Genomic DNA, 26,399 nt, shown 5'->3' with positions numbered 1-26,399 from the left:
TGCGCTCGAAGATACCCCAGGGGGTACCTGTGCCGCCACCCGTCAGGCGGTCTTGGTCCGGACCTCGTCCATGTCGAGGTCACGCACGGCCCGGATCAGCTCCTCCAGCCCGGCCGTCGGCAGGGCGCCCGGCTGGGCGAACACCAGCACGCCGTCCCGGAACGCCATCAGTGTCGGGATCGACCGGATCTGGGCGGCCGCCGCGAGGGCCGGCTCGGCCTCGGTGTCGACCTTGCCGAAGACGATGTCCGGGTGCTGCTCGCTGGACTTCTCGTAGACCGGCGCGAACGCCCGGCAGGGGCCGCACCAGCCGGCCCAGAAGTCGACCAGGACGATGCCGTCCCGGTTGACCGTCTCTGCGAAGTCGGTGGTGGTCAACGCCACGCTGGCCATCGGTACCTCCGTCGGTTCGGGTTCCGCCATGTGTAACACACCCCCGGGGGTATCCATTCCGGGCGGGGTGGTCCTGGCCGCCTTGATCGACGCCTGGCTTGACGGGTCCTGGCCGCCTTGATCGACTCCAGCTCGGGGAGGTGGTGGGGTCCGGGGCGGTGTGATGCAGCCACCTCGGCGTACTGGCGCCGGGTTGAGGCGAGGGATTGAGGCGAGGGCGCGACTGTGGCGGTGTTCGTGCGAAGTGGGCGGGCGGCACATCGCGTGGTGCGCGTCGGTGAGCGTGCCCAGCGGACCGGCCGACCCGGTGCGCTTGATCGACTCCAGTTCGGGGAAGTGGTGGGGTCCGGGGCGGTGGGATGCAGCCACCTCGGCGTACTGGCGGAGCGGGGGACGACGAAGGGGCGGTGAGGGACACGCAGGGTCGCCGGGGCATCGACGGAGCGCTTATCCTGTGCGCCGACCATCCCGGCGGGAAGGGACACGATGGCGTCGCGGCAGGACCAGCTGCACTCGTACCAGTTCACCGTCCAGCGGGCGGTCGCCGCGCTCGTCATGCGGGAGACGGACCCGCCGCAGTCCCCGTTCCGCCGGCTGGCCGGCGCCGGTCTGGCCAGCGTCCTGGTCGCCGCGATCGCGCTCGGCGGCGTCGCCCTCTACGGCCTGTTCACCGGCGGCGGTGACTCGTGGCGCGAGACCGGCGCGGTGATCGTGGAGAAGGAGTCGGGCGCGCGGTTCGTCTACCGGGACGAGAAGCTGCACCCGGTGTTGAACTACGCCTCCGCGCTGCTGATCATCGGGGCGGAGCAGCCGAAGACGGTGCTTGTCGGCCGCCGCGCCATCGAGGGAGTGCCGCGCGGCCTGCCGCTGGGCATCGCCGACGCGCCGGACTCGCTGCCCGTGTCGAACCGGCTCGTCCGCGACGCCTGGACGCTCTGCTCGGTGCCGGGCGACGACACGGGGCGCGGGGAGGCCGTGCGCGGCGCGCCCCGGTCGGTGCTGCTGATCGGGCGGCAGGCCACCGGCGGCCGGGCGCTCGGCGACCAGGGGCTGCTGGCACGGCACCCGGACGGCGGCCTGCACCTGCTCTGGCACGACCGGCGCTACCTGCTGCGCGACACCGACCGGGTGCTCGCCGCGCTGGCCGCCACCCGGGAACGGGCGGTGCCGGTCGCGGCGGCGCTGCTCAACACGCTGCCGGCCGGCGCCGACCTGGCCCCGCCGCCGGTGGACGACCTCGGTGAGCCGTCCGAGCGGGTCACCGGCGCGAGCGTGGGTGACATGTACCTGGTGCGCAACTCCGGTGGCGGGCGGCAGTACGCGGTGGCGCAGCGCGGCGGGCTGGCCGGTATCACCGAGTTGCAGGCGGCGCTGCTGCTGGCCCGCACCGGCCAGGGGGAGCCCGAACCGATCACGCTCGGCCGGTTCGCCGCACTGCCGAAGCTGCCCGGTCTGGTGCCCGGCGGACCGACCGCGCCGCCCGCCGTGCCGCCCCGGCTGGCCGCCGCCGAGAACGGTGCGGTCTGCGCGCTGGCCGGGGACGACGCCGGCGTACGCGAGATCCGCGTCGGCGTCACCGCGCCGGACCTCGCCGCCGCCACGCGGACGCCCGGCGGCCGGGCCGGGCTCGCCGACGAGGTGGTGGTGGAGCCGGGACGTGGCGCGCTGGTGGAGGCGGTGTCCGCGCCGGGCGCCACTGGCGGCACGGTCTGCGTGGTCACCGACCTGGGCCGGCGGTATGCGCTGACCGGCGCTGACGTGCCGGGCATGCTCGGCTACGCCGGGGTGCGTCCGGCGCGGCTGCCGGCGGGCCTGGTGGACCTCCTGCCGGCGGGCAGCCCGCTCGACCCGGAGGCCGCCCGAACTGTCGCCGCACCCGCCTGACCGGCCCGGCGGCGGGCGTCCGCCTCGGCCGCACAGTGGCCGCCCTCGCCGACCGCCGTGGCCAGCCCGTCCGGCAGCGCGCGCAGCCAGCCGGCGGGCGAGCCCGCCACGGCCCGTCAGGTGGGGGAGCGGGTCAGTCGGCGGGGCGGCGCAGCACGGTGACCGCGAAGTCGGCGTCGTCGCGCCACGGCCGCAGGTCCCAGGTGGCGAAGCGGTGCTCGGGGCGCAGCCCGGCGGCGACCGCGTCGGCGTCCAGCTCGGCCACCGGGTAGCCGCGGTCGGTGGCGAAGCCGACTACGACCAGGCCGTCCGGCCGGACGTGCGCGGCGACGCGGGCCAGCACGTCGCGTTCCGTGCCGGGGGCGACGAAGACCATCACGTTGCCGGCCAGCACCGCGGCGTCGAACGGCTCGGCCTCACCCTGGGCGGCCAGATCCAGCTCGGCCAGGTCGGCGACCAGGAAGCGGGGACCCTGATGGTCGGCGCGGGCCGCCTCGACCAGCGTCGGGTCGGCGTCCACGCCCACGGCGGTGTGCCCGCGCGCGGCGAGCGCGGCGGCGACCCGGCCGGTGCCGCAGCCGGCGTCCAGGACGCGTGCGCCCGGCGGTACGAGCGCGTCCAGCAGCCGCGCCTCACCGGCCAGGTCGGCGCCCTCGGCGGCGAGCTGACGGAACCGGTCCACGTACCACTGCGAGTGGCCGGGATTCGTGTCGGTCACCCAGCGGGTCGGCTTGCCCATGAGGCCACCGTAGCTGATCTTGTGGCGGCGGGTCAGGCGAGCGCCAGGAACGTGCCGGCGGCGAGCGGCCCGCCGAGCGCGACGCCGGCCAGCACCTGCGGCCAGGTGTGGTCGTCGAGCCGTACCCGGGACCAGCCGACGGCCGCGACGAGCACCCAGCCGAGGTTCGCGGCCGGGCCGGCCAGCGGCACCAGCACGGCGACCGTGGCGGCGGCGACCGCCGCGTGGATGCTCAGCTTCCACCAGTGGTTCACCAGCGCGCAGGCCGCGCCGACCACGAAGATCACCACGATCACGGCGAACAGTTCGGCCGGCGCGCGGACCGCCGCCAGCAGCAGCACCCCGGCCGCGACCGAGGCCAGCCCGATCGACAGCGGCCGGGCGCGCTGGGTGCGGTCGCCGACGTGCCGGTCGGTGAGGCGACCCCGGCGGACGCCGTGCGCGAGCACGCCGATCGGGATGACGGCGCAGAACGTCAGCGCGATGCCGCCCCAGAGCAGGAACTGGCCCGCCGAGCGGCTGACCCGGGCGGCGGCGATCAGCGGCAGCGCCGTGACCAGGACGGTCGGGGCGAGCGCCTCGGTGAGCAGCCGGGCCGCCCGCGCGCCGGCCCGGCGCTCCCGTGATGCTCGCACCCGATCATCCTGGCACGGACGCTCAGCCCTTCTCTGCCCCGCTGGTGAGTCCCTCGGTGAGCAGGCGTTCCCCGGCGAAGAACAGCACCACGATCGGCAGCGTGAGGATGACCGAGCCGGCCATCAGCACCGTCTTGGGCACCTCGACGCCGTCGGCGAGCAGCGACAGGCCCAGCGACACGGTCCACCGGTCCGGCCGGTCGACCATGAACAGCAGCGCGAACAGGTACTCGTTCCAGGCGATCATGAAGTCGTACAGCGCGACGGCCATCACCGAGGGCGCCGCGAGGGGCAGGCTGACCCGGCGGATGATGCCGAGCCGGCCCGCGCCGTCGATCGCCGCCGACTCCTCGAGGCTGACCGGAATCGTCTCGAAGTAGTTCTTCAGCATGTAGACCGACACCGGCAGCGTCTGCGAGATGTAGACGAGCACCAGGCCGGTCAGCGACCCGCGCAGCCCGGCCCGGGTGAAGACCACGAACAGCGGGATCGCGATGACGATCGACGGGAACAGGTAGACCGCCAGGAACAGCGCGCTGACCTGCCGGCGGCCGAAGAACCGCAGGCGGGACACCGCGTACGCGCCGGGAATGGCGATCACCAGGGTGAGCGCGGTGGCGGCGAGCGCCACCAGGCCGCTGTTGCGGATGAACGTGAGGAAGCCCTGGCCGCCGTCGGAGACGGACTTCAGCACCTCGGCGTACGTGGCGACGGTCAGCTCGCCGAACGGCACCCAGAGCGAGCCGGGTTCGAGCAGCAGGCGTTCGATCGGGCGTACCGACAGCACCAGCATGTACCAGAACGGCAGCAGCGTGACCACCAGGAACCCGGCGATCACCAGCCGGCGCAGCCAGCGCAGGCTGACCGTCTCGATCCGGTCCCGATCCATCACGCCTCCCGTCGCGCGCCGAAGAAGCGCAGGTAGATCGCCACGAACACGAGCAGCACCACGGCGAGCACGACGGCCTGGGCGGCGGCCGCGCCGATGTCGGTGCGGGCGGTGAGGAACTGGTAGACCCGGACGCTCACCACCTCGGTGCCGGCGGCGCCGCCGGTGAGCAGGTAGACGTCGTCGAACTTGTTGAACGTCATGATGAAGCGGAGCACGCCGATGAGCGCGATCACCGGCATGAGCTGCGGCAGCAGGATGTGCCGGAACCGCTGGGTGGGTGTCGCCCCGTCGACCCGAGCGGCCTCCTCCAGCTCGCCGGGCACCGCCTGGAGCCGCGCGAGCAGGAACAGGAACGCGAACGGGAAGTAGCGCCACGCCTCGAACGTGATCACCGTCCACAGCGCGGTGGACTCCTGGGACAGGAACGGCACCGGCTGGTCCCAGCCGAGGAAGCGCCGCCCCCAGTCGTTGACGATGCCGAGCTGCGGGTCCAGCATCACCTGCCAGACGAACGTCATGGCGACGACCGGCGCCACGTACGGCAGCAGCATCGACGCGCGGACCAGGGTGCGGCCCCGGAACGGCCCGCGTACCGCGAGCGCCGCCGCCAGGCCGACCACTATCGAACCCGCGGTGCCGCCGACGCTGTAGAGCACAGTGGTCCAGAGCGTGTCGGCGAACCCGGGGGTGTGCAGCACCCGGTCGATGTTGTCCAGCGTCAGCTCGCCGAACAGGCCGGTCTTGCGCAGTGTCGCCAGGCGTACCCGCTGGAAGGCCAGCACCACGGTCCAGACGATGGGTATGCCGATCACCGCGACCACGACGAGCAGGGTCGGGCTGACCAGCGCGAGCCCGGCGCGGGACTCGCGGCGGCGCAGCGTCAGCGGACGTCGGCCGGGTCGGCGGGGTCGCTCCGGTGCGGGGGAGCGGCCGGCCTCCGGCGCGGTGGTGGTCAATTGACGCCCTTGGCTATCGCCTCGACGTCCTTGCGGGCGCGTTCGGCGGCGGCGCGGGCGTCGGACCTGCCGCCGACGACGTCGGCGAGCGCCTTGGGCACTGGTAGCTCACCGAGGATGGCGCCGACGAGCTTGCCCTGGTTCTCGGTCAGGCCCCAGCGCTGGAACGTGTCCGGGCTCTTCCGCAGGGTGGCGAGCACGTCCTCGCCGTAGACCTCGGACAGCGGCTTCTTGGTGTCCACGCCGGCCGGGCTGGTGTTCCAGGCTGTGCGGAACTTCTGCTTGTCCTCCGGCGTGCCGGTGCGCACCGGGAAGCGCCCCTCGGGGGACATGCCGAACCAGCGCGGGTAGCCGTCGGAGAGCATGTACTCCACGAACGACTTCGCCGGGTCGACCGCGCCGTCGAGCACGGCCCAGGAGCTGACCTCGCCGTACTGGGCCGGTTCGGTGCCGTTCGGGCCCTTGATCGCGGTGACGAAGCCGCTGTTCTTGGCCAGCCACGCCGGGTCGGACTGGCACTGCGGGCAGGTGGGCCGGGCGTCGGCACGCAGCCCGGCCAGCTCGTCGAGGATGAACGGCGACCAGATCAGCATGGCCGCCTTGCCGGCGAAGTAGGTGGCCCGGGTGGTGTCGACGTCCTGGGCGCCCTTCACCGAATTGTTCCGCATCAGGTCGCCGTAGAAGCGGAACGCCTCGACGCACTCGGGGGAGTCGAGCGTGACCTTCCCGGAGTCGTCGGTGAGCCGGCAGTTGTTCGCCAGCGCCAGGTGCTCGAACGTCTGCTGGGTGAACACGTCGCCGGGAGAGGTGGCCGCGGTGATACCGGCGACGCCGCCGGTGTTCAGCTTCGCCGCCGCGGCGGCGATCTTCTCGTACGTGTCGGGCGCCGGCAGGCCGGCGGCGGCGAACAGGTCCTTGCGGTAGACGAGCAGCTGACCCCACCCGTCGCTGGGTACGGCGAGCTGCTTGCCGCCGTCGCTGGTGAGTTCCAGCGCGCGGGGCGTGAACGTGTCCTTGCCGAGCCGGTCGACGACAGTGCCGTTGGCGTCGACGTCGAGGAGTTCGTTGGCGGACAGCGTCCGCACCCCGGCCAGGGAGACCGAGCCGACCACGTCGGGCAGGTCGCCGGCGGCGGCGCTGGAGGCGATGAGGGACGGGAACTGGTCCTCGTTGACGGTGACCAGGTTGACCTTGACGCCGGTCCTGGCGGTGTAGTCGGCGATGATCGCCTTGGTGGCGGCGACGCGGTCCGCCACGTCTTCCAGGCTCCAGACAGTGATCTGCGAACTGTCGGATTTCTGCCCGTCGTCGCTGCATGCGGCCACGCCGGTCCCGGCCAGTGCCAGGATCAGGCCTAGTGCGAGCCGCCGTGTGGAGGGTGATGACATCGGTGGCACTCCTCTCGAAAGAGTACGGCTTTCCGCCAATACCCATCGATTCATCAATGTAATCACATATGCCCATTTTTTGGGTTAGAATCGAGGTCGGCACTTTCTTCGGAGCGACGCCATGAGTAACTGGGTTGTCTCTCTGGCCGGGCCCCGGCACGTACGCCTGGAGCCCTGCCCCACGGACCGGCTCGGTCCGGGCCAGGTCCGCGTCCGCACCCGCTACTCGGGCATCTCCGCCGGCACCGAGCTGACGCTCTACCGGGGCAGCAACCCGCGCCTGCGCAAGGACTGGGACGCCGGCAGCCGCATGTTCGTCCCCCGCCAGGCCACACCCGCGTACCCGGTGGTGGGCTTCGGATACGAGGAGGTCGGCGAGATCGTCGAGGTCGCCCCCGACGTGGCCGGGCGGTGGCCCGGCCAGCTCGTCTGGGGCATCTGGGGGCACCGCGCCGAGGCGGTGCTCCCCGCGACGGCGGCGCACCCGCTGCCGTCCGGCCTCGACCCGCTCGCCGCCGTGTTCGCCCGGCCCGGCGCCATCGCGCTGACCGCCGTACTCGCCGGTGACCTGCACCTGGGCGACTGGGTGGGCGTGTTCGGGCAGGGCGTGATCGGGCTGCTCGGCACGCGTCTGGCCGCGCTCTCCGGCGCCCGCGTGGTCGCCGTCGACCGGATGCCGGGCCGGCTCGCGCACGCCGTGCGGCTCGGCGCGCGCCGGGTGGTCGACGCCGCCGCCGACTCGCCCGCCGCCGCGCTGCGGGCCGCCACCGACGGCCGGGGTGCCGACGTCTGCCTGGAGCTGTCCGGGTCGTACCCGGCGCTGCACGAGGCGATCCGCGCCACCGCGCACGCCGGGCGCGTCGTCGCGGCCGGCTTCTACCAGGGGTACGCCCACGGGCTGGAACTCGGCGAGGAGTTCCACCACAACCGGATCCAGCTCGTGGCCGCCCAGGTCTCCGGGTCCGATCCGGCACCCGGCACGGCCGGCCGGTGGTCCGGGACGCGGATCGCACACACCTTCATGGACCTGGTGGCCGAGGGCAGCGTCGACCCGCTGCCGCTGGTGAGCCACGTCGTCGACGCGGGCGCGGTGGCCGACGCCCTGGCGTTGCTCGACCGCGGTGACGGTGACGTCCTCCAAGTGGTGCTGAGGTTCTGATGGACATTCCGCTTGCCTGCCAGGAGCAGCTGCTTCCCGGCACCGACCTGACCCGGAAGTACGCCCTCGCCGTCTCCCTCGGCTACCAGGGCATCGAGCTGCGCGGGCGGGGCGACCTCGCGCTGGCCCGGCGGCTGCCGGAGCTGCGCCGCGCCCGCGCCGCCGGCGTGGTCGTGCCGACCGTCTGTGTCGAGATGGACCACTTCATCGGCGACTTCGACCCGGGCCGCTCCCGCGACGCGGTGGACAACCTGCGCTCCCAGCTCTCGGTGATCGCCGAACTGGGCGGCGTCGGTGCGATGACCCCTGCCGCCTGGGGCATGTTCTCCCGCCGGCTGCCCCCGTTCGACCCGCCACGCTCGGCCGACGACGACCGGCGGGTGCTCGTCGACGCCCTGGGCGAGCTGGCCGGGCACGCCCGCGCCGAGGGGGTCACCCTGTTCCTGGAACCGCTCAACCGGTACGAGGACCACATGGTCAACCGGCTCGACCAGGCGGTCGAGCTGTGCCGCGCGGTCGGGTCACCGGCGCTGCGGGTCGCCGCCGACACCTACCACATGAACATCGAGGAGGACGACCCGCACGCCGCGCTGCGCGCCGCCGCGCCGTACCTCGGGCACGTCCAGGTCAGCGACTCCAACCGGCACCAGCCCGGCGCCGGGCACCTGGACTGGGGCGCGCTGCTGGCCACGCTCGACGCGATCGGCTACACCGGCTGGCTGGCGCTGGAGTGCCGGCTGCGCGGCGAGCCGGTCGCCGCGCTGCGCCAGGCCGCCACAGCGCTGGCCCAGGCCCGTCCCCGGCGGGCCGCCGCATGACGCTGACCACCGGGGTACGCGCCGACGCCGACCGCCACGCCCGGCTGCGCCGCCTCGCGCTGGCCACCCTGGACGCCAACTGGGAACACGACCACACCGTCCCGTCGCGCACGCTCTACCCGCACCAGTGGAGCTGGGACTCGGCGTTCATCGCGATCGGCCTGGCCCACGTCCGCCCGGACCGGGCCTGGCGGGAACTGCGCACGTTGTTCGCCGCGCAGTGGGTCGACGGGCGGGTGCCGCACATCGTGTTCAACCCGGCCTCGCGCGCCGGGCCGTACTTTCCCGGGCCGCAGTTCTGGGACTCGGCCCGCGCCGACGGCTCGCCGGCCCGAGCCACCTCCGGGATCGTCCAGCCGCCGGTGCACGCTCCGGCCGCCTGGCTGGTGCACCGCCGCGCGCCCGGCGAGGCGTCGGTGGCCGCGCTGCGGCGGCTCTATCCGAGGCTGGTCGCGCAGCAGCGCTACCTGACCGGTCGGCGCGACGCCGGGGGCGGCGGACTGGCGTCGATCGTGCACCCGTGGGAGTCCGGGCTGGACAACAGCCCCGCCTGGGACGCGCCACTGGCCGGCGTGCCCGCCGACGAGGCGGTGATGCGCGCGTACCGCCGGCACGACACCGCGCACGCCGACGCGGCGCAGCGCCCCACCGACCTGGACTACGCGCGCTACGTCGCGCTGGTGGAGAGCTACCGGGCCGGCCGCTACCGGGACGAGGGACTGCTCGGCCGGCACCCGTTCCTGGTGGAGTGCCCGCTGGTCAACGCCGCGCTCGGCGTCTCCGAGTACGCCCTCGCGCGCATCGCCGCGGTGATCGGCGCCGACCCGGGACCGCACCGCGACCGGGGCGCCCGGATCACCGAGGCGCTCGTCAGCCGCCTCTGGGATCCGGTGGCCGGCACGTTCCGTCCCCGCGACGTGCGCGCGGACCGGCTCGTGCCGGCCCGGACCGTGCTCGGGCTGATGCCGCTGGCGCTGCCCGAACTGCCCGCCGCGCAGGTGTCGGCGCTGCTGGCCGAGGCGTGCTCGCCGCGCTTCGGGCTGGCCGCCCGGATGGACCGGCCGCTGCCCACGTACGACCGCACCGCGCCGGACTTCGAGCCGCTGCGCTACTGGCGCGGCCCGAGCTGGATCAACACCGGGTGGTTGCTCTGGCAGGGGCTGCGTACCCACCGCCGGGCCGACCTGGCCGCCGGGCTGCGCGAGTCGCTGCTCGACCTGGTCGACCGGGCCGGCTGCCACGAGTATTTCCACCCGGACACCGGCGCCGGTCTCGGCTCACCGGCGTTCAGCTGGACCGCCGCGCTGGTGCTGGACGCGCTCGCCCAGGAGTGACGGCGGTGGGCGCCGGTTATGCCGGCGCCCACCGGGCCGTCAGGGCTCAGGCGATGCCGGCCGGGGTGCCGCCGCCGGTGCGCAGCGCCGACATCGGCGAATCGTCGATCGCGTAGCCGAGCGCGTCGACCACCTCGACCACGCCGCTGACCTGCCGGGCCAGCCGCACCGCGAGCTGCGCGGTGGACCGGCGCTCCACCTGGCCGGTGAGCGTCACCACGCCCCGGTCCACTGTCACGTCCACCACGCCGTCGCGGACGCCGAGGCTGCGCCACAGCACCTCCTCGACCACGTCCCGCCGGACGCCGGCGTCCGGGCGCAGGTGCACCTTGAGCAGGTCGCCGCGGGTGACGATCCCGACCAGCCGGCCGAGGTCGTTCACCACCGGCAGGCGTTTCACGCCACGCGCGTCCATCAGCCGGGCCGCCTCGACGATCGTGGCGTCCGGGGTGATGGTGACCGGGGGAGCGGTCATCAGGTCGGCGGCGAGCGTCGCGCCGGCCTTCGCCCGCGCCTCGCGGCGGTGCCGGTCCGGCAGGATCCGCCGCTCCCGGGGCTGTCCCAGGAACTCCACCTTGTACATCAGGTCCGCCTCGGACACCACGCCCAGCACCCGGCGGGTCTCGTCCACCACCGGTGCCGCCGTGACGTGCCGGTCGGTCAGCACGTCGACGATCTCCCGGTACTCCGTGCCCTCCCGTACCGACGCCACGTCCCTGGTCATCACGTCCTGCACCTGCCACGTACGCATGGCGAACCTCCCTGTTGTCCGCCTCCGACGCTAGGCGGCGGCGACGGGCCGGAGCAGGGGCGCAAAGACCAGGTCAGGGGGCCGGAGGTCCCGAATCACCCAGCCGCGACGGGCTCCGCGACCTCGTCGAGGGGCGGCTCGGCGGTCAGCAGGCCGGCCGGCACCGGCTCGACCTCCACCCGGCAGTCGTGGAACGTGGGCGCCTCGCCCAGGTCGGTGTCCCGGACGCCGGTGACCGCGTTGACAGTGGACCGCCCCGGGCTGCGCCGCGCCCAGTACGCCTTGTACGTGAACGCCAGCCCGGGCCGGGCCGCCTCGTCCACCGCCACCGCGGCGAGGAACGCGCCCCTGTCGTTGTGCACGCGTACCGCGTCGCCGTCGGCGAGCCCGCGCTCCGCCGCGTCGGCCGGGTGCAGGTGCACCCGGGGCGGCCCGGCGCGGCGGGTGTGCCACGGCAGCGACGCGAACGTGGAGTTCATCAGGTAGCGGTTGGCCGGGGTGAGCAGCGTCAGCGGGAACCGGCGGGCCAGCTCCGGGTCGGCCGCCTCGGCCGGTGGCGTGTACCCGGGCAGCGGGTCCACCCCGAGCGCGGCCAGCGCCGGATCGTGCAGCCGGGCCCGCCCATCCGCTGTGGGGAAACCACCCTGGGCGTACGGCGCGGAACCCACCGGCACGCCGGTGAGCCGGGCGTACGTGCGCTCGCGCAGTTCCTCGTACGTGATCGGGGCGCCGGCCAGCAACTGCCGGGCCAGGTCCTCGTCGCTGTCGGAGAACGCCGGGTGGTCGATCCCGAGCGCGGCGGCGATCCGCCGGAAGATCTCGGTGTTCGGCAGCGCCTCGCCCGGCGCGCGGGTGACCGGCAGGTTCAGCGTCGTGTAGTGGTGCCCGTAGGACGTCTGGAGGTCCAGGTGCTCGGGCTGCATGGTGGCCGGGAGCACCACGTCGGCGTAGTCGCAGGTGTCGGTCCAGCGCTGCTCCAGCACCACGGTGAACAGGTCGGCGCGGCCGAGCCCGGTCAGCAGCCGGGCCTGGTCCGGGGCGGTCGCCGCCGGGTTGGCGTCGAACACCACGAGTGAGGTGACGGGCGGGTCGGCCTCCCCGGTGAGCACGGCGGCCAGCCGGCTCATGTTCAGCGACCGGGCCGGCGGGGCGGGCATGCCGGCCGGCCGGATCACCGGGCCGTTGTCGACCGGGTGGTGGCCGCTGGTGGTGACCAGGGCACCGCCGCCGGGGTACCGGAAGTCGCCGGTGACCAGCGGCAACGCGCAGATCGCCCGGATCGCCTGCCCGGCGCCGTGGTGGCGTTGCAGGCCCAGCCCGACCCGTACCGCTGTCGGCCGGGTGGTGGCGATCCGGTCGCCGAGGCGGCGGATCGTCCCGGCGGGCAGGCCGCACTCGGCGGCGGCGCGTTCCACCGGCCAGTCGTCGAGCCGGGCGCGCAGTTCCGGCCAGCCGGTGGTGTGCGCGGCCAGCCACTCCTCGTCGGCCGCCCCGGCGTCGCGGACGTGCCGCATCAGCCCGAGCGCGAGCGCCGCGTCGGTGCCGGGTAGCGGCGCGACGTGCTCGTCGCTGCGGGCCGCCGTCTCGGTGCGCAGCGGGTCGATCGTCACCACGTACGCGCCGCGCTCGCGGGCCTGCTGCACGAACGGCCACAGATGCAGGTTGGTGACGAGCGGGTTGGCGCCCCAGAGGACGATCAGGTTCGCCTCGACGATCGACTCCGGTTCGAAGCCGACCGAGGCACCGTAGAGCGAGCGCAGCGCCGCCCGTGCCGCCGCCGTGCAGATGGTGGTGTCCAGCCGGGACGCGCCCAGGTGGGCGAAGAGCCGGGGCCCCATGGTCCAGCCCTGGACCAGGCCCATCGTGCCGGCGAAGTAGTAGGGCAGCACCGACTCCGGGCCGTGGAGTTCGATGCTCGCACGCAGTCCGGCGGCCACCCGCTCGACTGCCTCGTCCCAGCTCGCCGGCCGGTACGCGACCCGGCCGGCGCCCTTCGGGCCGGTGCGGACCCAGGGCGTGGTGAGCCGGTCCGGCCCGTTCACCGCGTCCAGGTAGCGGTTCACCTTGCCGCAGAGCGCGCCCCTGGTGAACGGGTGGTCGCGGTCGCCGCGCAGCGCGACGGCCCGGCCGTCCTCCACCGTGAGCTGCCAGACGCAGGTGTCCGGGCAGTCCAGCGGGCAGGCACCGGGGTGGGTGGTGACGGGGGCCATGGGCGGATGCTACCCCCGGTTCGTGGTACTGCCGCCGCTCGTCGTGGCCGGGGGCGTTTGGCCGGGGCGCCGGCGGGTACCCGCCGGGGCCGAGCGGGGTGGGCGTGGTGCCCGCCGCCGGCGAGGGGAGGGGTGGGATGCGGTTCCCCCTGTTCGTCGAGGCGGTGGCGCGGCGGGCCGAGTTGCCCGCCGACGAGGCCGCGACGGTGTCCCGTGCCGTGTTGCAGACCCTCGCCGACCGGATCACCGCGGACGAGGCGACGGACCTGGCCGCGCAGCTGCCGGACGACGTGGGCGGCTATCTGGAGCCCGCCGGCACCGCCACCACGGGTGGCGCTGTCGACTTCCTGTACCGGGTGGCCGAACGCGCGGCGGTGGACCCGGCGGTCGCCGAGGTGGGTGCCGTCGCGGTGCTCGCCACCCTGCGTGACACGGTGACGGTGGGGGAGTTCCACGACCTCGTCGCGCAGCTCCCGAAGGGCTTCGACGCCATGGTGGACCCCATCCCGCGACCGCCGTACGATGTCTGAGCAGGCTCCCCGCGACCCGGGTCGAGCTGCGGCACCGAGGCCGTCTGCGGCGAAGATTCCACGGCCTGGAAGTATTTTCACCGTAAAATAACTTGTCGCCGGTCACCTACGCTGTAAATCGTCTACGCGCTAGAGGGATGATCGGACGAATTCCTCCGTCCGAGGTTCCAAGGTGCCGTCCCCTCTTCGGCTCGAGCCTCGTCGCCGCTCTTCCGGCGCAGGAATCGAGCCATATTCTGCTTCCAATGTGAAGTCCTGGGGGGGATCAATGATCACATTCGTCGATTGCTGCCTGCCTGCCCTCTGTGGAGCGCGACCCGCATCCTGACATGGCAGAGACGATGATCATCAATCGTTTCGGCGCGATCACGGCGGTACACGGCGGACGTCCGGCACTTCTCGGTGAGACCCACGAGGTCACCTACACCGAGCTGGCCGGGGCGGCCGGCGGGCACGCTGCCGTGTTCGCCGCCGCGGGCCTGCGCGCCGGAGACCGGATCGCGCTGCTCACCGCACACGGTGCACCGACCGTGGCGGCGATGCTCGGCGCCCTCGCGACCGGATGCGCGTACGTGCCGCTGGATCCGGGCTTCCCGGTCGCCCGGCTGCGCCACATGGTCGACGCCGCCGGCGTCACCGCAGTGGCCTGCGCCGCCGAGCACCGCGACCTGGCGTCCACACTGGCCGGCGAGCGGCCGGTCGTCCCGCTGGACGAGGTGCCGCCGGCGCCGCTGCACCCGGTCGCGGCCGACCCGGACGCGCTCGCGTACGTGCTGTTCACCTCCGGCTCCACCGGCGTGCCCAAGGCGGTCGGGCAGACCCACCGCAACCTGGCCCACGTCGTCGACAACCAGATCGCCGCGCTCGGTGTCGGGCCCGACGACCGGCTCAGCCTGCTCGCGTCGTTCAGCTTCGACGCCGCCATCCCCGACCTCTACCCGGCGCTGCTCACCGGCGCCGCCGTCGTCCCGGTCGACCTGCGCCGTCAGGGGCTCGCGTACGCCGTCGAGCAGCTCGACCGGCACCGCGCCACGGTGCTGCACTGCACGCCCACCGTGTACCGCTTCCTGCTCGACACGCTCGGCGCGCGCCGGCTGCCCACGGTGCGGGCGGTGCTGCTCGGCGGCGAGCAGGCCACCTGGGCCGACGCGGCCCGCGGCCGGGACCGGTTCGCCCCCGAGTGCGTGCTCGTGAACGGCTACGGCGCGACCGAGATGACGTTCGCCGCCCGGCACGTGCAGCCGCTGTCCGAGGTGGACCCGGACGCCCGCGGGCCGCTGCCGGTGGGCGTCGCGTTCCCCGGCTACCGCCTGGACCTCGCCCCGGACACCGGCGAGATCGTGGTCCGCAGCCGCCACCTCGCCCCCGGCTACCTCAACCAGGACAGCGACCGGTTCGGCGTCAACGCCGACGGGCTGCGGTCGTACCGCACCGGTGACCTGGGCCGGCTGCTGCCCGGCGGGGAACTGGTCTGCCTCGGCCGGCTCGACCGGCAGGTCAAGGTGCGCGGCCACCGGGTCGAGCTGACCGAGATCGAAGCCGTGCTGTCCGCCCAGCCCGGCGTCGCGGGCGTCCGCGCCATCGTGCGCGACGGCGAACTGCTCGCGTACGCCCGGCCGGCCGGTGCCCGCCCCGACCCGGCGGCGCTGCGCGCGGCGCTGACCGCCGCGCTGCCCGACTACGCCGTGCCCCGAGCGGTGGTGGTGGTCGACGAGTTCCCGCTCACCGTCACCGGCAAGGTCGACGAGCGGGCGTTGCCCGGCCCGGTGACCGAGGTGCCGGCCGAGGAGGCACCGGCCACCGACACCGAACGCGCCGTGCACGACATCTGGTGCGCGGTGCTCGGCCGCGACGCGGTCGCCCGCACCGCCAGCTTCTTCGACGTCGGCGGGCAGTCGCTGCTGCTGGGCCAGGTGCAGCAGCGCCTCGCCGAGCGGTTCGGCGTACGCCTGCCGATGCTGCGCCTGTTCGACCACCCGACCGTCGCCGCCCAGGCGGCGCTGCTGGACGCCCCGCCCGAGGCGGTCCGCGCCCCGGTGCTGCCCGCGCCCGCCGCGCCGGTGCGCGCCGCCCGCGAGTACACCGGCGACGAGATCGCCGTGGTCGGCGTCGCCGGGCGCTTCCCCGGCGCGCCCGACGTGGCGACGTTCTGGTGGAACCTGTGCACCGGCGTCGACTCGGTGCACGACCACACCGACGAGGAGCTGGCCGCGCTCGGCGTCGGCCCCGGCCTGCGCGCCGACCCCCGGCACGTCCGCGCCGCCGGCCGGCTCGACGGGGTGGCCGACTTCGACGCCGAGTTCTTCGGCTTCGCCGCCGACGAGGCGGCCCGTACCGACCCGCAGCACCGGCTGTTCCTGGAGACCGCCTGGGAGGCGCTGGAGGACGCCGGGCACGACCCGGAGCGCTTCCCCGGGCTGGTCGGCGTCTACGCCGCCACCTCGGCCAACCGCTACTTCCTGTTCCACCTCATGGACAACCCGGCGGTGGTCGGCGACGTCGACCCGGACGACTGGGAGGCCCGGCTCGTCGGCCGCCAGTTCACCGACCACCTGCCCGGTCAGGTGGCCTACCGGCTCGGCCTGACCGGCCCGGCGATGGCCGTGCAGAGCGCCTGTTCCAGCTCGCTCGTCGCGGTGTGCGTGGCCGCGCAGAGCCTCGCCGACTACCAGTGCGACCTGGCGCTGGCCGGCGGTTCCACGGTGATGTGGCCCCGGCACCGCGCCACGCCGGGCGGGCTCGCCTCGCCCGACGGCCGGTGCCGCGCCTACGACGAGGGCGCCGCCGGTTCCGGGTTCGGCTCCGGCGCGGGCGTGGTGGCGTTGCGCCGGCTCGCCGACGCGCAGGCCGACGGCGACCGCATCTACGCGATCCTGCCCGGCTGGGCGGTCACCAACGACGGCCCGGACCGGGCCGGCTTCGCGGTGCCCGGCCCGGCCGGACAGGCCGCCGCCGTCGCGGGCGCGCTCGCCACCGCCGAGGTCGCGCCCGGCGAGGTCCGCTTCGTCGAGGGCCACGGCAGCGGTACGCCACTGGGCGACGCCATCGAGGTGGCCGCGCTGCACGAGGTGTACGCGGGCGCCGCGCCCGCCGAGTCCACAGCGCTCGGCTCGGTGAAGACCAACATCGGTCACCTCGACGCCGCGGCCGGCATCGCCGGGCTGATCAAGACGGTGCTCGCCGTCCGGCACGGGGTGATCCCGCCGAACCTGCACTTCACCCGCCCGCACCCGGAGATCGACCTGGCCGCCGGGCCGTTCTACGTGCCCACCAAGGCGCGGGACTGGCCGGACGACGCGCGCCGGGTCGCCGGGGTCAGCGCGTTCGGCCTGGGCGGCACCAACGCGCACGTCGTGGTGGAACAGCCGCCGCCCGCCGAACCGGCCGACCCGCCCGGCGAGGGACCGTGGCTGCTGCCGGTCTCCGCGCGTACCCCGGCGGCGCTGCGGGCCGCGCTCGCCCGCCTGCGCGGCCACCTGGCCGGGGTCGCCCCGGCACTGTCCGACGTGGCCGCCACGCTGGCGCTGGGCCGGCGGGCGTTCGCCCACCGCGCGGCGGTGATCGCCGCCGACCTGCCGGCCGCGCTGACCGCGCTGGACGTGCTGCTGGACACCGGCGCCCGCATCGCCGGTGACGGCGGCCCGCTGCGCGAGACGGCAGCCGAGTGGGTCGCCGGGCGCGACGTCGACTGGCACGCGCTGCACCCCGAGGGCACGGTCCGGCGCACCGGACTGCCCACCTACCCGTTCCAGCGCCGCCGGCACTGGATCGACCCCGTGCAGAAAGGTCCGCGGTGAACTGGTTCGTCTCCGCCGGAAGCCGACCCGAGGCGCCGGTGCGGTTGTTCTGCCTGCCCTACGCCGGAGCGGGCGCCAGCGCGTTCCGGCGCTGGGCGGCCGAGTTCGGTGCGAGCGTCGACGTGGTGCCGGTGCAACTGCCCGGCCGGGAGAACCGGATCACCGAGGACCCGCGCTTCAGCGTCGCCGAGGTCGCCGACGCCATCGCCTCCCGCGCCGACCGCCCGTACGCGATCTACGGCCACTCGATGGGCGGACGGCTCGGCTTCGACGTGGTCCGCGAGCTGCGCCGTACCGGCCGCCCGCTGCCGCTGCGGCTCTACGTCGGCGGCGCCCGCGCCCCGCACGTCGCCACGCCCGGCCCGTTCGACGGGCTGTCCCGGGCCGGCGACGACGAGCTGCTGCGCCGCCTCGGCGAGGGCGGCGGCCTGCCCGCCGAGCTGCTCGACCACCCGGAGCTGGTGGAGCTGCTGCTGCCGCTGCTACGCGCCGACTTCGGCCGGGTCGACGACTACCGCCACGTCCCCGGCGAGCCGCTGCCGGTGCCGATCGTCGTGTTCGCCGGCCGCACCGACCGGGCGGTCAGCCGGGAGCAGAGCGCCGCCTGGGCCGAGCACACCGCTGCCGGGTTCACCCTGCACGAGCTGGACGGCGGGCACTTCTTCCTGCACGACCGGCTGACCGAGCTGGCCGCGCTGATCCGGGCCGACCTGACCGCCGCGCCCACCGACACCCGCCCCGGCACGCCGGACGCGGGTCCGGACCCGGTGCGCGCCGCCGGCCGCGGGACCGCCGGCGCCGCGCACCGGGTTCCGCTCGGCGACACCGGCTGGTCGGTGTGGCGCGACGCGGTGCTGCGGACCACCGGCTTCCCGGCCGACGGGCTGGAGCTGTTCGCCGCGCCCCGGGCCGCCGCCGCGGCCGACGAGCTGCTGACCACCGGCGCGGATGAGGACCGGTTCACAAAGGAGTTCGAGGAGGCGCTGCGTGCCGGCGCGCAGCGGTTCAGCGAGCTGGCCGCCGATCCGCTGCTGCGCGAGGCGGTCACCTGGCAGAACCGGGGCGCGCTGGTGGCGTTCGACGGGCTGGTGCGCGGCGGCGCCGACGCGGCCCGCAACGTGCGCCGACGCGACCGGGAACGGGCGCTGCTGAAGTACTGGCAGCGCTACTGCGGCAAGAACGAGACCGTCGGCTTCTTCGGCCCCAGCTGCTGGGTCACTGTCGATCCCGCGCAGCCGGAGGTTGCCCGGGTCAACCCCGGCGACAGCCTGACCCGGCGGCGCTGGGTGTGGTTCGAGTCGTGGGCGCTGTCCGCGTACGCCGAACGGCTCGGCGCGGACCTGGCCGTACGCCGGTGGTGGCCGCCGATGCTGCGGGCCCACCTGGCGGTCCGGGACCGCGACGTGCTGCGGCCCGGCCGGCCGCCGCTGACGCTGACCCCGGTGGAGGCCGCCCTGCTGCGCGCGGCCGACGGCCGGCGCGGCGCCGCCGACCTGGTCGCCGACCCGGCGATCGGGCTGCGCCGCCCGGAGGACGGCTACGCGCTGCTCGACCGGCTGGTCGAGCGGGAACTGATCACCTGGGACGCGGCCCTGCCGGTGAGCCCGGACGCCGAGCGGGTACTGGCCGACCGGATCGACGCGATCGGCGACGAGCCGGCCCGCGCCGCCGCCCGCGCCGGGTTCGACCGGCTGCGTGCCGCCCGCGACGACGTCGCCGTCGCGGCCGGTGACGCGGACCGGCTGCGGACCGCCCTGGACGCGCTCGACGCCACGTTCACCGAGCTGACCGGCGTGCCCGCGGTACGCCGGGCCGGGCAGATGTACGCCGGCCGCACGGTCTGCTACGAGGACAGCGCCCGCGACCTCGACGTGGTGTTCGGCGCGCCGCTGCTGTCCGAGCTGGCCGCCCCGCTGGACGTGCTGCTGCGTGCCGCCCGCTGGCTGGCCAACGCGCTCGCCCGCGCCTACCTCGACGTGCTGCGCGGCCTGTACGAGGAGCTGCGCGCCGAGTCCGGTGCCCCGGTGCCGCTGGCCGACCTGTGGTTCCTGGCCCAGGGCATGTTCTGGGGCGACGGGGAGCGGCCGGTCGACGCGGTGGCGGCGGACTTCGCCACCCGCTGGGCCGGACTGTTCGGCCTGGACACGCTGCCCGCCGGCACCACCGACGTACGGCTGCGCGCGGCCGACCTCGCCGGCCGGATCAACGCGGTGTTCCCCGGCGAGGGGCCCGAGTGGTCGAACGCCGCCATGCACAGCCCCGACCTGCAGATCTGCGCCACCGACGCGGAAGCGCTGCGGCGCGGCGACTACACGGTGGTGCTCGGCGAGCTGCACGCCGCCTGGTCGTCGTTCGACTGCGCGGTGTTCACTCCGTCGCACCCGGACGTGGAGCGGCTGCGCGACGCGCTCGCGGTGGACATGGGGCAGCGGCGGGTCCGGCTGCTGTTCCCGGCCGACTGGCCGCGGCGGACCAGCCGTACCGCCGAGTCGCTGACCGGCCCGGCCGACCGGCACCTGGCGTTCCTCGACGCGCCGGGCGCCGACCCGGCCCGCGTGCTGCCCACCGTCGACCTCGTCGTCGACGAGGTGGACGGCGAACTGGTCGCCACCGCCTCGGACGGTCAGCGCTGGCCGCTCGTCGAGATCTTCGCCGAGCCGCTCAGCGCGCACGCCGTGGACGGGTTCAAGCTGGTCGCCGCCGCGCCGTACACGCCCCGGATCACCGTGGACCGGCTGGTGCTGGCCCGGCAGACGTGGCGGACCACAGTGGGCGAGAGCGGCCTCGCCGTGCCCAACGGCGAGCGGGACCGCTTCCTCGCCGTCCGGGACTGGCGGCGCCGCCTCGGCCTGCCCGAGCAGGTGTACGTCAAGTTCGGCACCGAGACCAAGCCGTGCTTCGTGGACCTGTCCGCGCCGGCGTTCGCCACCACGCTGTGCGCGATGGTGCGCGCCGCCCGGGTCGACGGCGGCGACGACGTGTCGTTTACGGTCAGCGAGATGCTGCCCGCACCGGAGCAGGCGTGGGTGCCCGACGGGGCGGGCCGCCGCTACTTCAGCGAGCTGCGCCTGCACATCACCGACGCCGGGCGGGAGGACCACCGGTGAGCCACCTGCTGCCCCTGGGCGACACCGGCTGGTCGGTGTGGCGGGACGTGGTGCTGCGTACCGCCGGGTTCCCGGCCGCCGGGCTGGACCGGTTCGCCGCGCCGGACTGCGCCGCCGCCGCGGACGCGCTGCTCGCCGGCGACACCGGCGCCGAGGTGTTCGGCAAGGCGCTGGCCGAGGCGTTCGCCGAGTCCTCCGCGGTAGCCGGTGAGCTGGCCGCCGACCCGCTGCTGCGCGAGGCGGTCACCTGGCAGAACCCGGACATGCTGATCGCGCTGGACGGGCTGCTGCGCACCGACCCGCAGGTCCGCAACGTGCGCCGCCGCAAGCGCGAGCTGAGCCTGCTGCGCTACTGGCAGCGCTACTGCGGCAAGGCCGAGACCATCGGCTTCTTCGGCCCGGTCTGCTGGGGCACGTTCGAGACCTCCCTCCGCGGGGTGCACACCGTGCCCGGCGACGCGCTGGTGCACCGGCGGCGGGTGTACTTCGAGGCGTGGGCGCTCATCGCGTACGCCGACCGGCTCGCCGACGACCTCGCGGTGCGCCGCTGGTGGGCACCCGCCCTGCAACCGCACCTGACCGTCGCCGGGCGGGAACTGCGCTGGCCGCTGCACCCGCCGATCGCGCTGACCCCGGTCGAGGCGCTGGTGCTCAGCGCCTGCGACGGGCGGACGCCCGCTGTGGAACTGGCGCAGCGCCTGTGCGACGCCGGCGAGGTACACGGCGCCGACGACGTCTACCTGCTGCTCGACCGCTGGGTCGAGCGCGGCCGGCTCAGCTGGGGCGCGAACCTGCCGATCGCGCCGGACGCCGAGCGGGTGCTCGAAGCGCGGATCGCCGCGATCGGCGACGAGCCGGTCCGCGCCGCCACGGCGGCCGAGTTCGGCCGGCTGCGCGCCGCCCGCGACGAGGTGGCCGCCGCGGCTGGCGACCCGGACCGGCTCGGCGCCGCGCTCGCCGCGCTCAACGCCGGGTTCACCGCCGTCACCGGGCGCCCGGCCACCCGGCACAGCGGGCAGATGTACGCCGCCCGCACCGTCTGCTACGAGGAGACCGCCCGCGACCTGGAGTTCCGGATCGGGTCGGCGGTCATCGACGCGCTCGCCGAGCCGATGGCGGTGGTGCTGCGTACCGCCCGCTGGTTCACCGGCGAGGTGGCCGCCCGCTGCGGCGAACTCTTCACCGAACTGCACGAGGAACTGGCCGCCGACGGCCCGGTGCGGCTCGCCGACCTGTGGCTGCTGGCCCAGGGCACGCTCGTCGCCCCGGACGGCCCGATCGGCCGGGCCGGCGCCACGCTCACCGCGCGCTGGGCCGAGCTGTTCGGCCTGGCCGACCTGCCCGAGGGGCAGGCGGAGCTGCGGCTACGCGCCGCGGACCTGACCGAGCGGGCCCGGGAACTGTTCCCGGCGACGCGGCCCGGCTGGCCGTCGGCCCGGCTGCACAACCCCGACGTGCAGCTCAGCGCCGCCTCGCCGGAGGCTGTCGAGCGCGGCGACTTCCTGCTGGTGCTCGGCGAGCTGCACCCCGCCTCGGTCGCCTTCGACAGCGCGGTGCTCAGCCCGTTCCACCCGGACCCGGCCGCGCTGCGCGCCGACCTCGACGCCGACCTGGGTCCGGTCCGGCTGCGGGTGCTCTGGCCGGACAGCTTCCCCCGCCGCACCACCCGCACCACGTACGCGCTGACCGGCCCGGCGGACCGCCAGCTCGGCATCGACACCGCGCACGGCGCCGACGTGGACCGCCTGGTCCCGGCCACCGCAGTGCTGGTCGAGCGCACCGGTGACCAGCTCACCGCGGTCTTCCCCGACGGCGCCCGCTGGCCGCTGATGGAGGTCTTCGCCACGCTGCTCGGCTCGCTGCTGCTCGACGCGTTCAAGCTGCTCGGCGCCGCCGCGTACACCCCCCGCATCACCATCGACCGGCTGGTCGTGGCCCGGCGTACCTGGCGCACCACGGCCGGGGCGTGCGGGCTGGGCGGCCACGCCGACGAGACCGCCCGCTACCTGGCGGTACGCCGCTGGCGCGCCGGGACCGGCCTGCCCGAGCGGGTGTTCGTCAAGGTCGGCACCGAGATCAAACCCTGCTACGTGGACCTGACCGGCCCGCTGTACGCGCAGTCGCTGTGCGCGATGGTCGACGCCGCGCTGCGCACCGGCCCGGACGTGCCGGTGGTGGTCTCCGAACTGCTGCCCGCACCCACCGAGGCGTGGGTGCCCGACGCCCGGGGCCGCGGTTACGTCAGCGAACTGCGCCTCCAGATCACCGACCCGGCCGAGCACCTTGGAGCACTCCGGTGACCGACACCCTGACCGTCAGCGCCGTCCACGGCCCGGACCTGCCGTGGCCGGACGCCACCCTGGCCGACCTGATCACCGCGCAGGCGGCCCGCACCCCGGACGCGGTGGCGGTGCGCCAGTGGGACACCCGGCTCACCTACCGGCAGCTCGTCAACCGGGCCGCCGGGGTGGCCGCCGCGCTGCGTGAGCACGGCGTCGGCCCGGGCGACCGGGCCGGCGTGTGCGGCGCGCGCACCCCCGACCTGGTGGTCACAGTCGTCGGCGTGCTGCTCGCCGGCGCCGCGTACGTGCCGCTGGAGCCGGGCGGCCCCCGGGCCCGGCTGCGCGGGATCGCCCGCGACGCGGGCGTCCGCGTGGTGGTCGGCGACGCGGCGGCGGCCGAGTTCGGCGACGAGCCCGGCGTGACGGCGCTCGGCCTGCCCGGCCCGGCCCCGCTCGCACCCTGCCCCGCCCGACCCGGCGATCCGGCGTACGTGCTGTTCACCTCCGGCTCCACCGGCCGCCCGAAGGGCGTGCTGACCACCCACCGCAACGCGGTCGAGTTCGTCACCGGAGTGAGCGCGCTGACCGGCGCCGACGCCTCGGTGCGCAGCCTCGGCATCGCCTCGCTCGGCTTCGACGCGGCCACCATGGACCTGTTCGTGCCGCTCACGCTCGGCGGCGCGGTGCAGCTGCTCGGCGCCGACGACCGGGCCGACCCGGTACGGCTGGCCCGGTTCGTCGCCGAACACGAGGTCACCTGGGGCTTCATCACCCCGACCGTGCTGTCGCTGCTGGACCCGGCCGGGTTCCCGTCGTGGCGGGTGCTGCTCTGCGGCGGCGAGGCGGTCCCGGCCGAACTGGTCGCCCGCTGGGCGCCGGGCCGCCGGTTCCTCAACGGCTACGGCCCGACCGAGACCACCGTGCTGGCGGTCACCTGCGACCTCACCCCGGTCGACACCGACCCGATGCCGATCGGCCGGCCGCTGCCCAACCACCGGGCGTACGTGGTCGACGCCGACCTGTGTCCGGTGCCGGCGGGGGAGACCGGCGAGCTGCTGATCGGCGGGCCCGGCCTGGCCGACGGCTACCTGAACCGGCCCGGCCTGACCGCCGAGCGGTTCGTGCCCGACCCGTTCGGCGGGGCACCCGGCGAGCGGCTCTACCGCACCGGTGACCTGGTCCGGCAGGGCCCGGACGGCCGGATCGTCTACCTCGGCCGCGCCGACCGGCAGGTGAAGGTGCGCGGCCAGCGCATCGAGCTGGGCGAGATCGAGGCGGTGCTGGCCGCCTGCCCCGGCGTCGAGCGCGTCGCGGTGGAGGCGGTGCCCGGCCCGGCCGGCGCCGAGCTGGTCGCGTTCCTCACCCCGGCCGGCGCGCCGGACGATGACGAGCTGCGGGCGTACGCGGCGACGCGGCTGACCACCGCGATGCTGCCGGCCCGGACGGTGCGGCTGGACGCGCTGCCGGTCAGCGCGACCACCGGCAAGCTGGACCGGCCGGCGCTGCGCGAGCTGGCCGCGACCGCCCCGGCCGCCGTCGCCGACGCGCCCGGCGACGACGACCCGGTGACGGCGGCGGTCCGGCGCGTCTGGACCCGGCTGCTCGGCGCCGCGCCCGCCCCGGACAGCGACTTCCTCGCCGCCGGCGGCAACTCCATCGCCGCGATGCGGCTGGTCGCCGCGCTGCGCGCCGAGCTGGGCCGGCAGGTCGACACCCGGGTGCTGTTCGCCGACCGCACGTTCGCCGCGCTCGTGGACCGGGTCCGCGCCGCCGACCCCGCCGACGCCGACGGGCTCACCACCGGCAACCCGCCGACGCTGTCCCCGCCGCAGCGGCGGCTGTGGTTCATGGACCAGCTCGCCCCGTCCAGCGCGCCGTACAACATCGCCGTCGCGCACCAGCTGCGCGGGCCGCTGGACGTCACCGCGCTCGGTGCCGCGCTGCGGGCCGTCGCGGAACGGCACGACGTGCTGCGCTGGCGCATACCGCAGAACGGCGGCGTGCCGTACGCGGTCCGCGAGGAACCCACCGACGTGGCGGTGCCGGTGGTCGACCTGACCGGCGCCGCCGACCCGGACGCCGAACTGGCCGGCATGCTCGCGGCCGGCGCCGGGCACGCGTTCGACCTGGCCACCGGGCCGCCCTGGCAGGTGGCCGTGTACCGGCTCGCCGCCGAGGAGCACGTGCTCGCGGTGACTGTGCACCACGCGGTCTTCGACGGCTGGTCGGAGGCGCTGCTCTACGACGAGCTGGCGCTCGCGTACGCCCGCGCGCTCGGCCGGTCCGTGCCGGGCCGCCCGCCGCTGCCCGCCACGTACGCCGACTACGCGGTGTGGCGCGCCGACCGGGACCGGCGCCGGGGCGAGACGGACCTGGCCTGGTGGGCCGCGCACCTGGCCGGTGCGCCCACGGTGCTGGACCTGCCCCGCGACCGTCCCCGCCCGGCCGTGCAGACGTACGCCGGCGCGGAGGCCGCGGTGCGGCTGGACGAGACCGCCGACCGGGCCGTACGCGACCTGGCCGGCCGGCGCGGCACGACTGTCGCGGCGGTGCTGCTGGCCGCGTTCGGCGAGCTGCTGCGGCGGGTCACCGGCGACGACGAGCACGTGCTCGGCGCGATCGTCGCGGACCGGCGGCTGGCCGCGTTCGACGAGGTGATCGGGTTCTTCATCGACACCGTGCCGGTGCGGGTCCGCTCCGGCGGCGCGAGCTTCGCCGAGCAGGTCGACCGGGCCGCCGCCGAGCTGCACGAGGTCACCGCCCACCCGGGCGCGCCACTGGAACGCATCGTCGAGGCGCTCGGCGTGGGCCGGGACACCTCCCGCGCCCCGCTGGTGCAGGTGCTGTTCAACGTGCTCAACTTCGTCGCGCCCCGGCTGACGCTGACCGGCCTGGCCGTCGAGCCGGTGCCGGTGCCCAAGCCCGGGTCGCCGTTCGACCTGACCGTCTACGTGGTGGAGCGCGACGGGCGGGCCGGCGTCGAGGTGGTGCACAACCCGGACCTGTTCACCGGCGACCGGATCGAAGCGCTCCTGACCGACCTGGCCGCCCTGGTCGGCGCGCTCGCCGCCGACCCGGACGCCCCGGCCGCCGAGGTCGCGCCCGAGCTGCCCCGCCCGGCGGTACGGGTCGCGGCGCTCGGCGCGATGAGCGTCGCCACCGCCGAACCGGCCCGCGCGCCGCTGCCCGCCGGGTCGGACGCGCTCACCGCGACCGAGGAGCTGATCGCCGGGATCTGGCGGGACGTGCTCGGCCGCGACGCGGTCGGCGTGAGCGACAACTTCTTCGACATCGGCGGCCACTCGATGGCCCTGGCCGCCGTGCACGCCCGCCTCACCGAGGCCACCGGCCGCTCGATCACCATGCTCGACCTGTTCCGCCACCCGACCGTGCGGGCGCTCGCCGCCAGCCTCGACGGGGCCGCCGACCGGCCGGAACTGGCCCGCGCCGCGATGCGCGCCGCCGCCCGGCGGGGACGCGCCCGCCGCACCCCGCCACCACGCCGACCTCACCCGTGACGCGAT

17 protein-coding genes are annotated in these 26,399 nt (G+C 75.3%); 9 read left to right on the top strand and 8 right to left on the bottom strand.

Annotation, left to right across the window (positions count from 1 at the left end):
- Positions 1-42 precede the first annotated feature (42 nt).
- Complete coding sequence (gene trxA, locus IRY44_RS19585; RefSeq protein ID WP_128137484.1) at positions 43-393, bottom strand: thioredoxin; 351 nt, start codon at positions 391-393, stop codon at positions 43-45.
- Between the two features lie 486 nt (positions 394-879).
- On the opposite strand from trxA, the gene eccB reads away from it, so the two are divergent.
- Positions 880-2,277, top strand: a complete 1,398-nt coding sequence (gene eccB / locus IRY44_RS19580; RefSeq protein WP_194801736.1) for a type VII secretion protein EccB — start codon at positions 880-882, stop codon at positions 2,275-2,277.
- A gap of 133 nt (positions 2,278-2,410) precedes the next feature.
- On the opposite strand, the gene IRY44_RS19575 is transcribed toward eccB, so the two are convergent.
- From IRY44_RS19575 to IRY44_RS19555, 5 genes are read right to left on the bottom strand one after another with little or no spacing between them, the layout of a single operon-like run.
- A complete protein-coding gene (locus tag IRY44_RS19575; protein WP_194801735.1) occupies positions 2,411-3,016 on the bottom strand; it encodes a bifunctional 2-polyprenyl-6-hydroxyphenol methylase/3-demethylubiquinol 3-O-methyltransferase UbiG in 606 nt (201 codons plus the stop codon).
- Between the two features lie 32 nt (positions 3,017-3,048).
- Positions 3,049-3,651: a phosphatase PAP2 family protein gene (locus tag IRY44_RS19570; RefSeq protein WP_194801734.1), complete on the bottom strand. Its 603-nt coding sequence runs from the start codon at positions 3,649-3,651 to the stop codon at positions 3,049-3,051.
- Between the two features lie 22 nt (positions 3,652-3,673).
- Complete coding sequence (locus IRY44_RS19565) at positions 3,674-4,540, bottom strand: carbohydrate ABC transporter permease (RefSeq protein ID WP_194801733.1); 867 nt, start codon at positions 4,538-4,540, stop codon at positions 3,674-3,676.
- Positions 4,540-5,499 (bottom strand): carbohydrate ABC transporter permease, encoded by a 960-nt coding sequence (locus IRY44_RS19560; protein WP_194801732.1) that lies wholly within the window; start codon positions 5,497-5,499, stop codon positions 4,540-4,542. The genes IRY44_RS19565 and IRY44_RS19560 overlap by 1 nt, the downstream gene beginning before the upstream one ends.
- The gene (locus tag IRY44_RS19555; protein WP_194801731.1) at positions 5,496-6,887 is read right to left on the bottom strand and encodes an ABC transporter substrate-binding protein; all 1,392 of its coding nucleotides are present in this window, start codon (positions 6,885-6,887) and stop codon (positions 5,496-5,498) included. The genes IRY44_RS19560 and IRY44_RS19555 overlap by 4 nt, the downstream gene beginning before the upstream one ends.
- Before the next feature lie 121 nt (positions 6,888-7,008).
- Here IRY44_RS19555 and IRY44_RS19550 point away from each other — a divergent pair, with 121 nt between their 5' ends.
- The 3 genes from IRY44_RS19550 to IRY44_RS19540 are packed head-to-tail and all read left to right on the top strand — an operon-like array spanning position 7,009 to position 10,198.
- Positions 7,009-8,046 carry a zinc-binding dehydrogenase gene (locus IRY44_RS19550; RefSeq protein WP_194801730.1) on the top strand — a complete coding sequence of 346 codons (1,038 nt, stop codon included), beginning with the start codon at positions 7,009-7,011 and terminating at the stop codon, positions 8,044-8,046.
- Positions 8,046-8,864 (top strand): sugar phosphate isomerase/epimerase family protein, encoded by an 819-nt coding sequence (locus tag IRY44_RS19545; RefSeq protein ID WP_194801729.1) that lies wholly within the window; start codon positions 8,046-8,048, stop codon positions 8,862-8,864. Before IRY44_RS19550 ends, IRY44_RS19545 begins: the two co-directional genes overlap by 1 nt.
- Positions 8,861-10,198 (top strand): hypothetical protein, encoded by a 1,338-nt coding sequence (locus IRY44_RS19540; protein WP_194801728.1) that lies wholly within the window; start codon positions 8,861-8,863, stop codon positions 10,196-10,198. Before IRY44_RS19545 ends, IRY44_RS19540 begins: the two co-directional genes overlap by 4 nt.
- Positions 10,199-10,244: 46 nt before the next feature.
- On the opposite strand, the gene IRY44_RS19535 is transcribed toward IRY44_RS19540, so the two are convergent.
- Together IRY44_RS19535 and IRY44_RS19530 are read right to left on the bottom strand one after the other, a co-directional pair.
- Positions 10,245-10,949, bottom strand: a complete 705-nt coding sequence (locus IRY44_RS19535; RefSeq protein WP_194801727.1) for a CBS domain-containing protein — start codon at positions 10,947-10,949, stop codon at positions 10,245-10,247.
- Between the two features lie 95 nt (positions 10,950-11,044).
- Positions 11,045-13,159: a molybdopterin-dependent oxidoreductase gene (locus IRY44_RS19530; protein WP_194801726.1), complete on the bottom strand. Its 2,115-nt coding sequence runs from the start codon at positions 13,157-13,159 to the stop codon at positions 11,045-11,047.
- 137 nt (positions 13,160-13,296) lie between these two features.
- Here IRY44_RS19530 and IRY44_RS19525 point away from each other — a divergent pair, with 137 nt between their 5' ends.
- From IRY44_RS19525 to IRY44_RS19505, 5 genes are all read left to right on the top strand, one after another.
- Positions 13,297-13,689, top strand: coding sequence for a DUF2267 domain-containing protein (locus IRY44_RS19525; RefSeq protein WP_194801725.1), 393 nt, complete (start codon positions 13,297-13,299; stop codon positions 13,687-13,689).
- Between the two features lie 329 nt (positions 13,690-14,018).
- Positions 14,019-17,486 carry an AMP-binding protein gene (locus IRY44_RS19520; protein ID WP_194801724.1) on the top strand — a complete coding sequence of 1,156 codons (3,468 nt, stop codon included), beginning with the start codon at positions 14,019-14,021 and terminating at the stop codon, positions 17,484-17,486.
- The gene (locus IRY44_RS19515; RefSeq protein WP_194801723.1) at positions 17,483-20,593 is read left to right on the top strand and encodes a thioesterase domain-containing protein; all 3,111 of its coding nucleotides are present in this window, start codon (positions 17,483-17,485) and stop codon (positions 20,591-20,593) included. The genes IRY44_RS19520 and IRY44_RS19515 overlap by 4 nt, the downstream gene beginning before the upstream one ends.
- Positions 20,590-22,893 (top strand): lantibiotic dehydratase, encoded by a 2,304-nt coding sequence (locus tag IRY44_RS19510; RefSeq protein WP_194801722.1) that lies wholly within the window; start codon positions 20,590-20,592, stop codon positions 22,891-22,893. The genes IRY44_RS19515 and IRY44_RS19510 overlap by 4 nt, the downstream gene beginning before the upstream one ends.
- On the top strand, positions 22,890-26,393 hold the full coding sequence (locus tag IRY44_RS19505) for a non-ribosomal peptide synthetase (RefSeq protein WP_194801721.1): 3,504 nt from the start codon (positions 22,890-22,892) through the stop codon (positions 26,391-26,393). The genes IRY44_RS19510 and IRY44_RS19505 overlap by 4 nt, the downstream gene beginning before the upstream one ends.
- Positions 26,394-26,399: the final 6 nt, after the last annotated feature.

The organism is Micromonospora sp. ANENR4 (assembly GCF_015354395.1).
Taxonomy (GTDB): Bacteria; Actinomycetota; Actinomycetes; order Mycobacteriales; family Micromonosporaceae; genus Micromonospora; species Micromonospora aurantiaca.
Note: the sequence above shows the minus strand (reverse complement) of the source record. Positions and strands in the feature narration are given on the sequence as shown.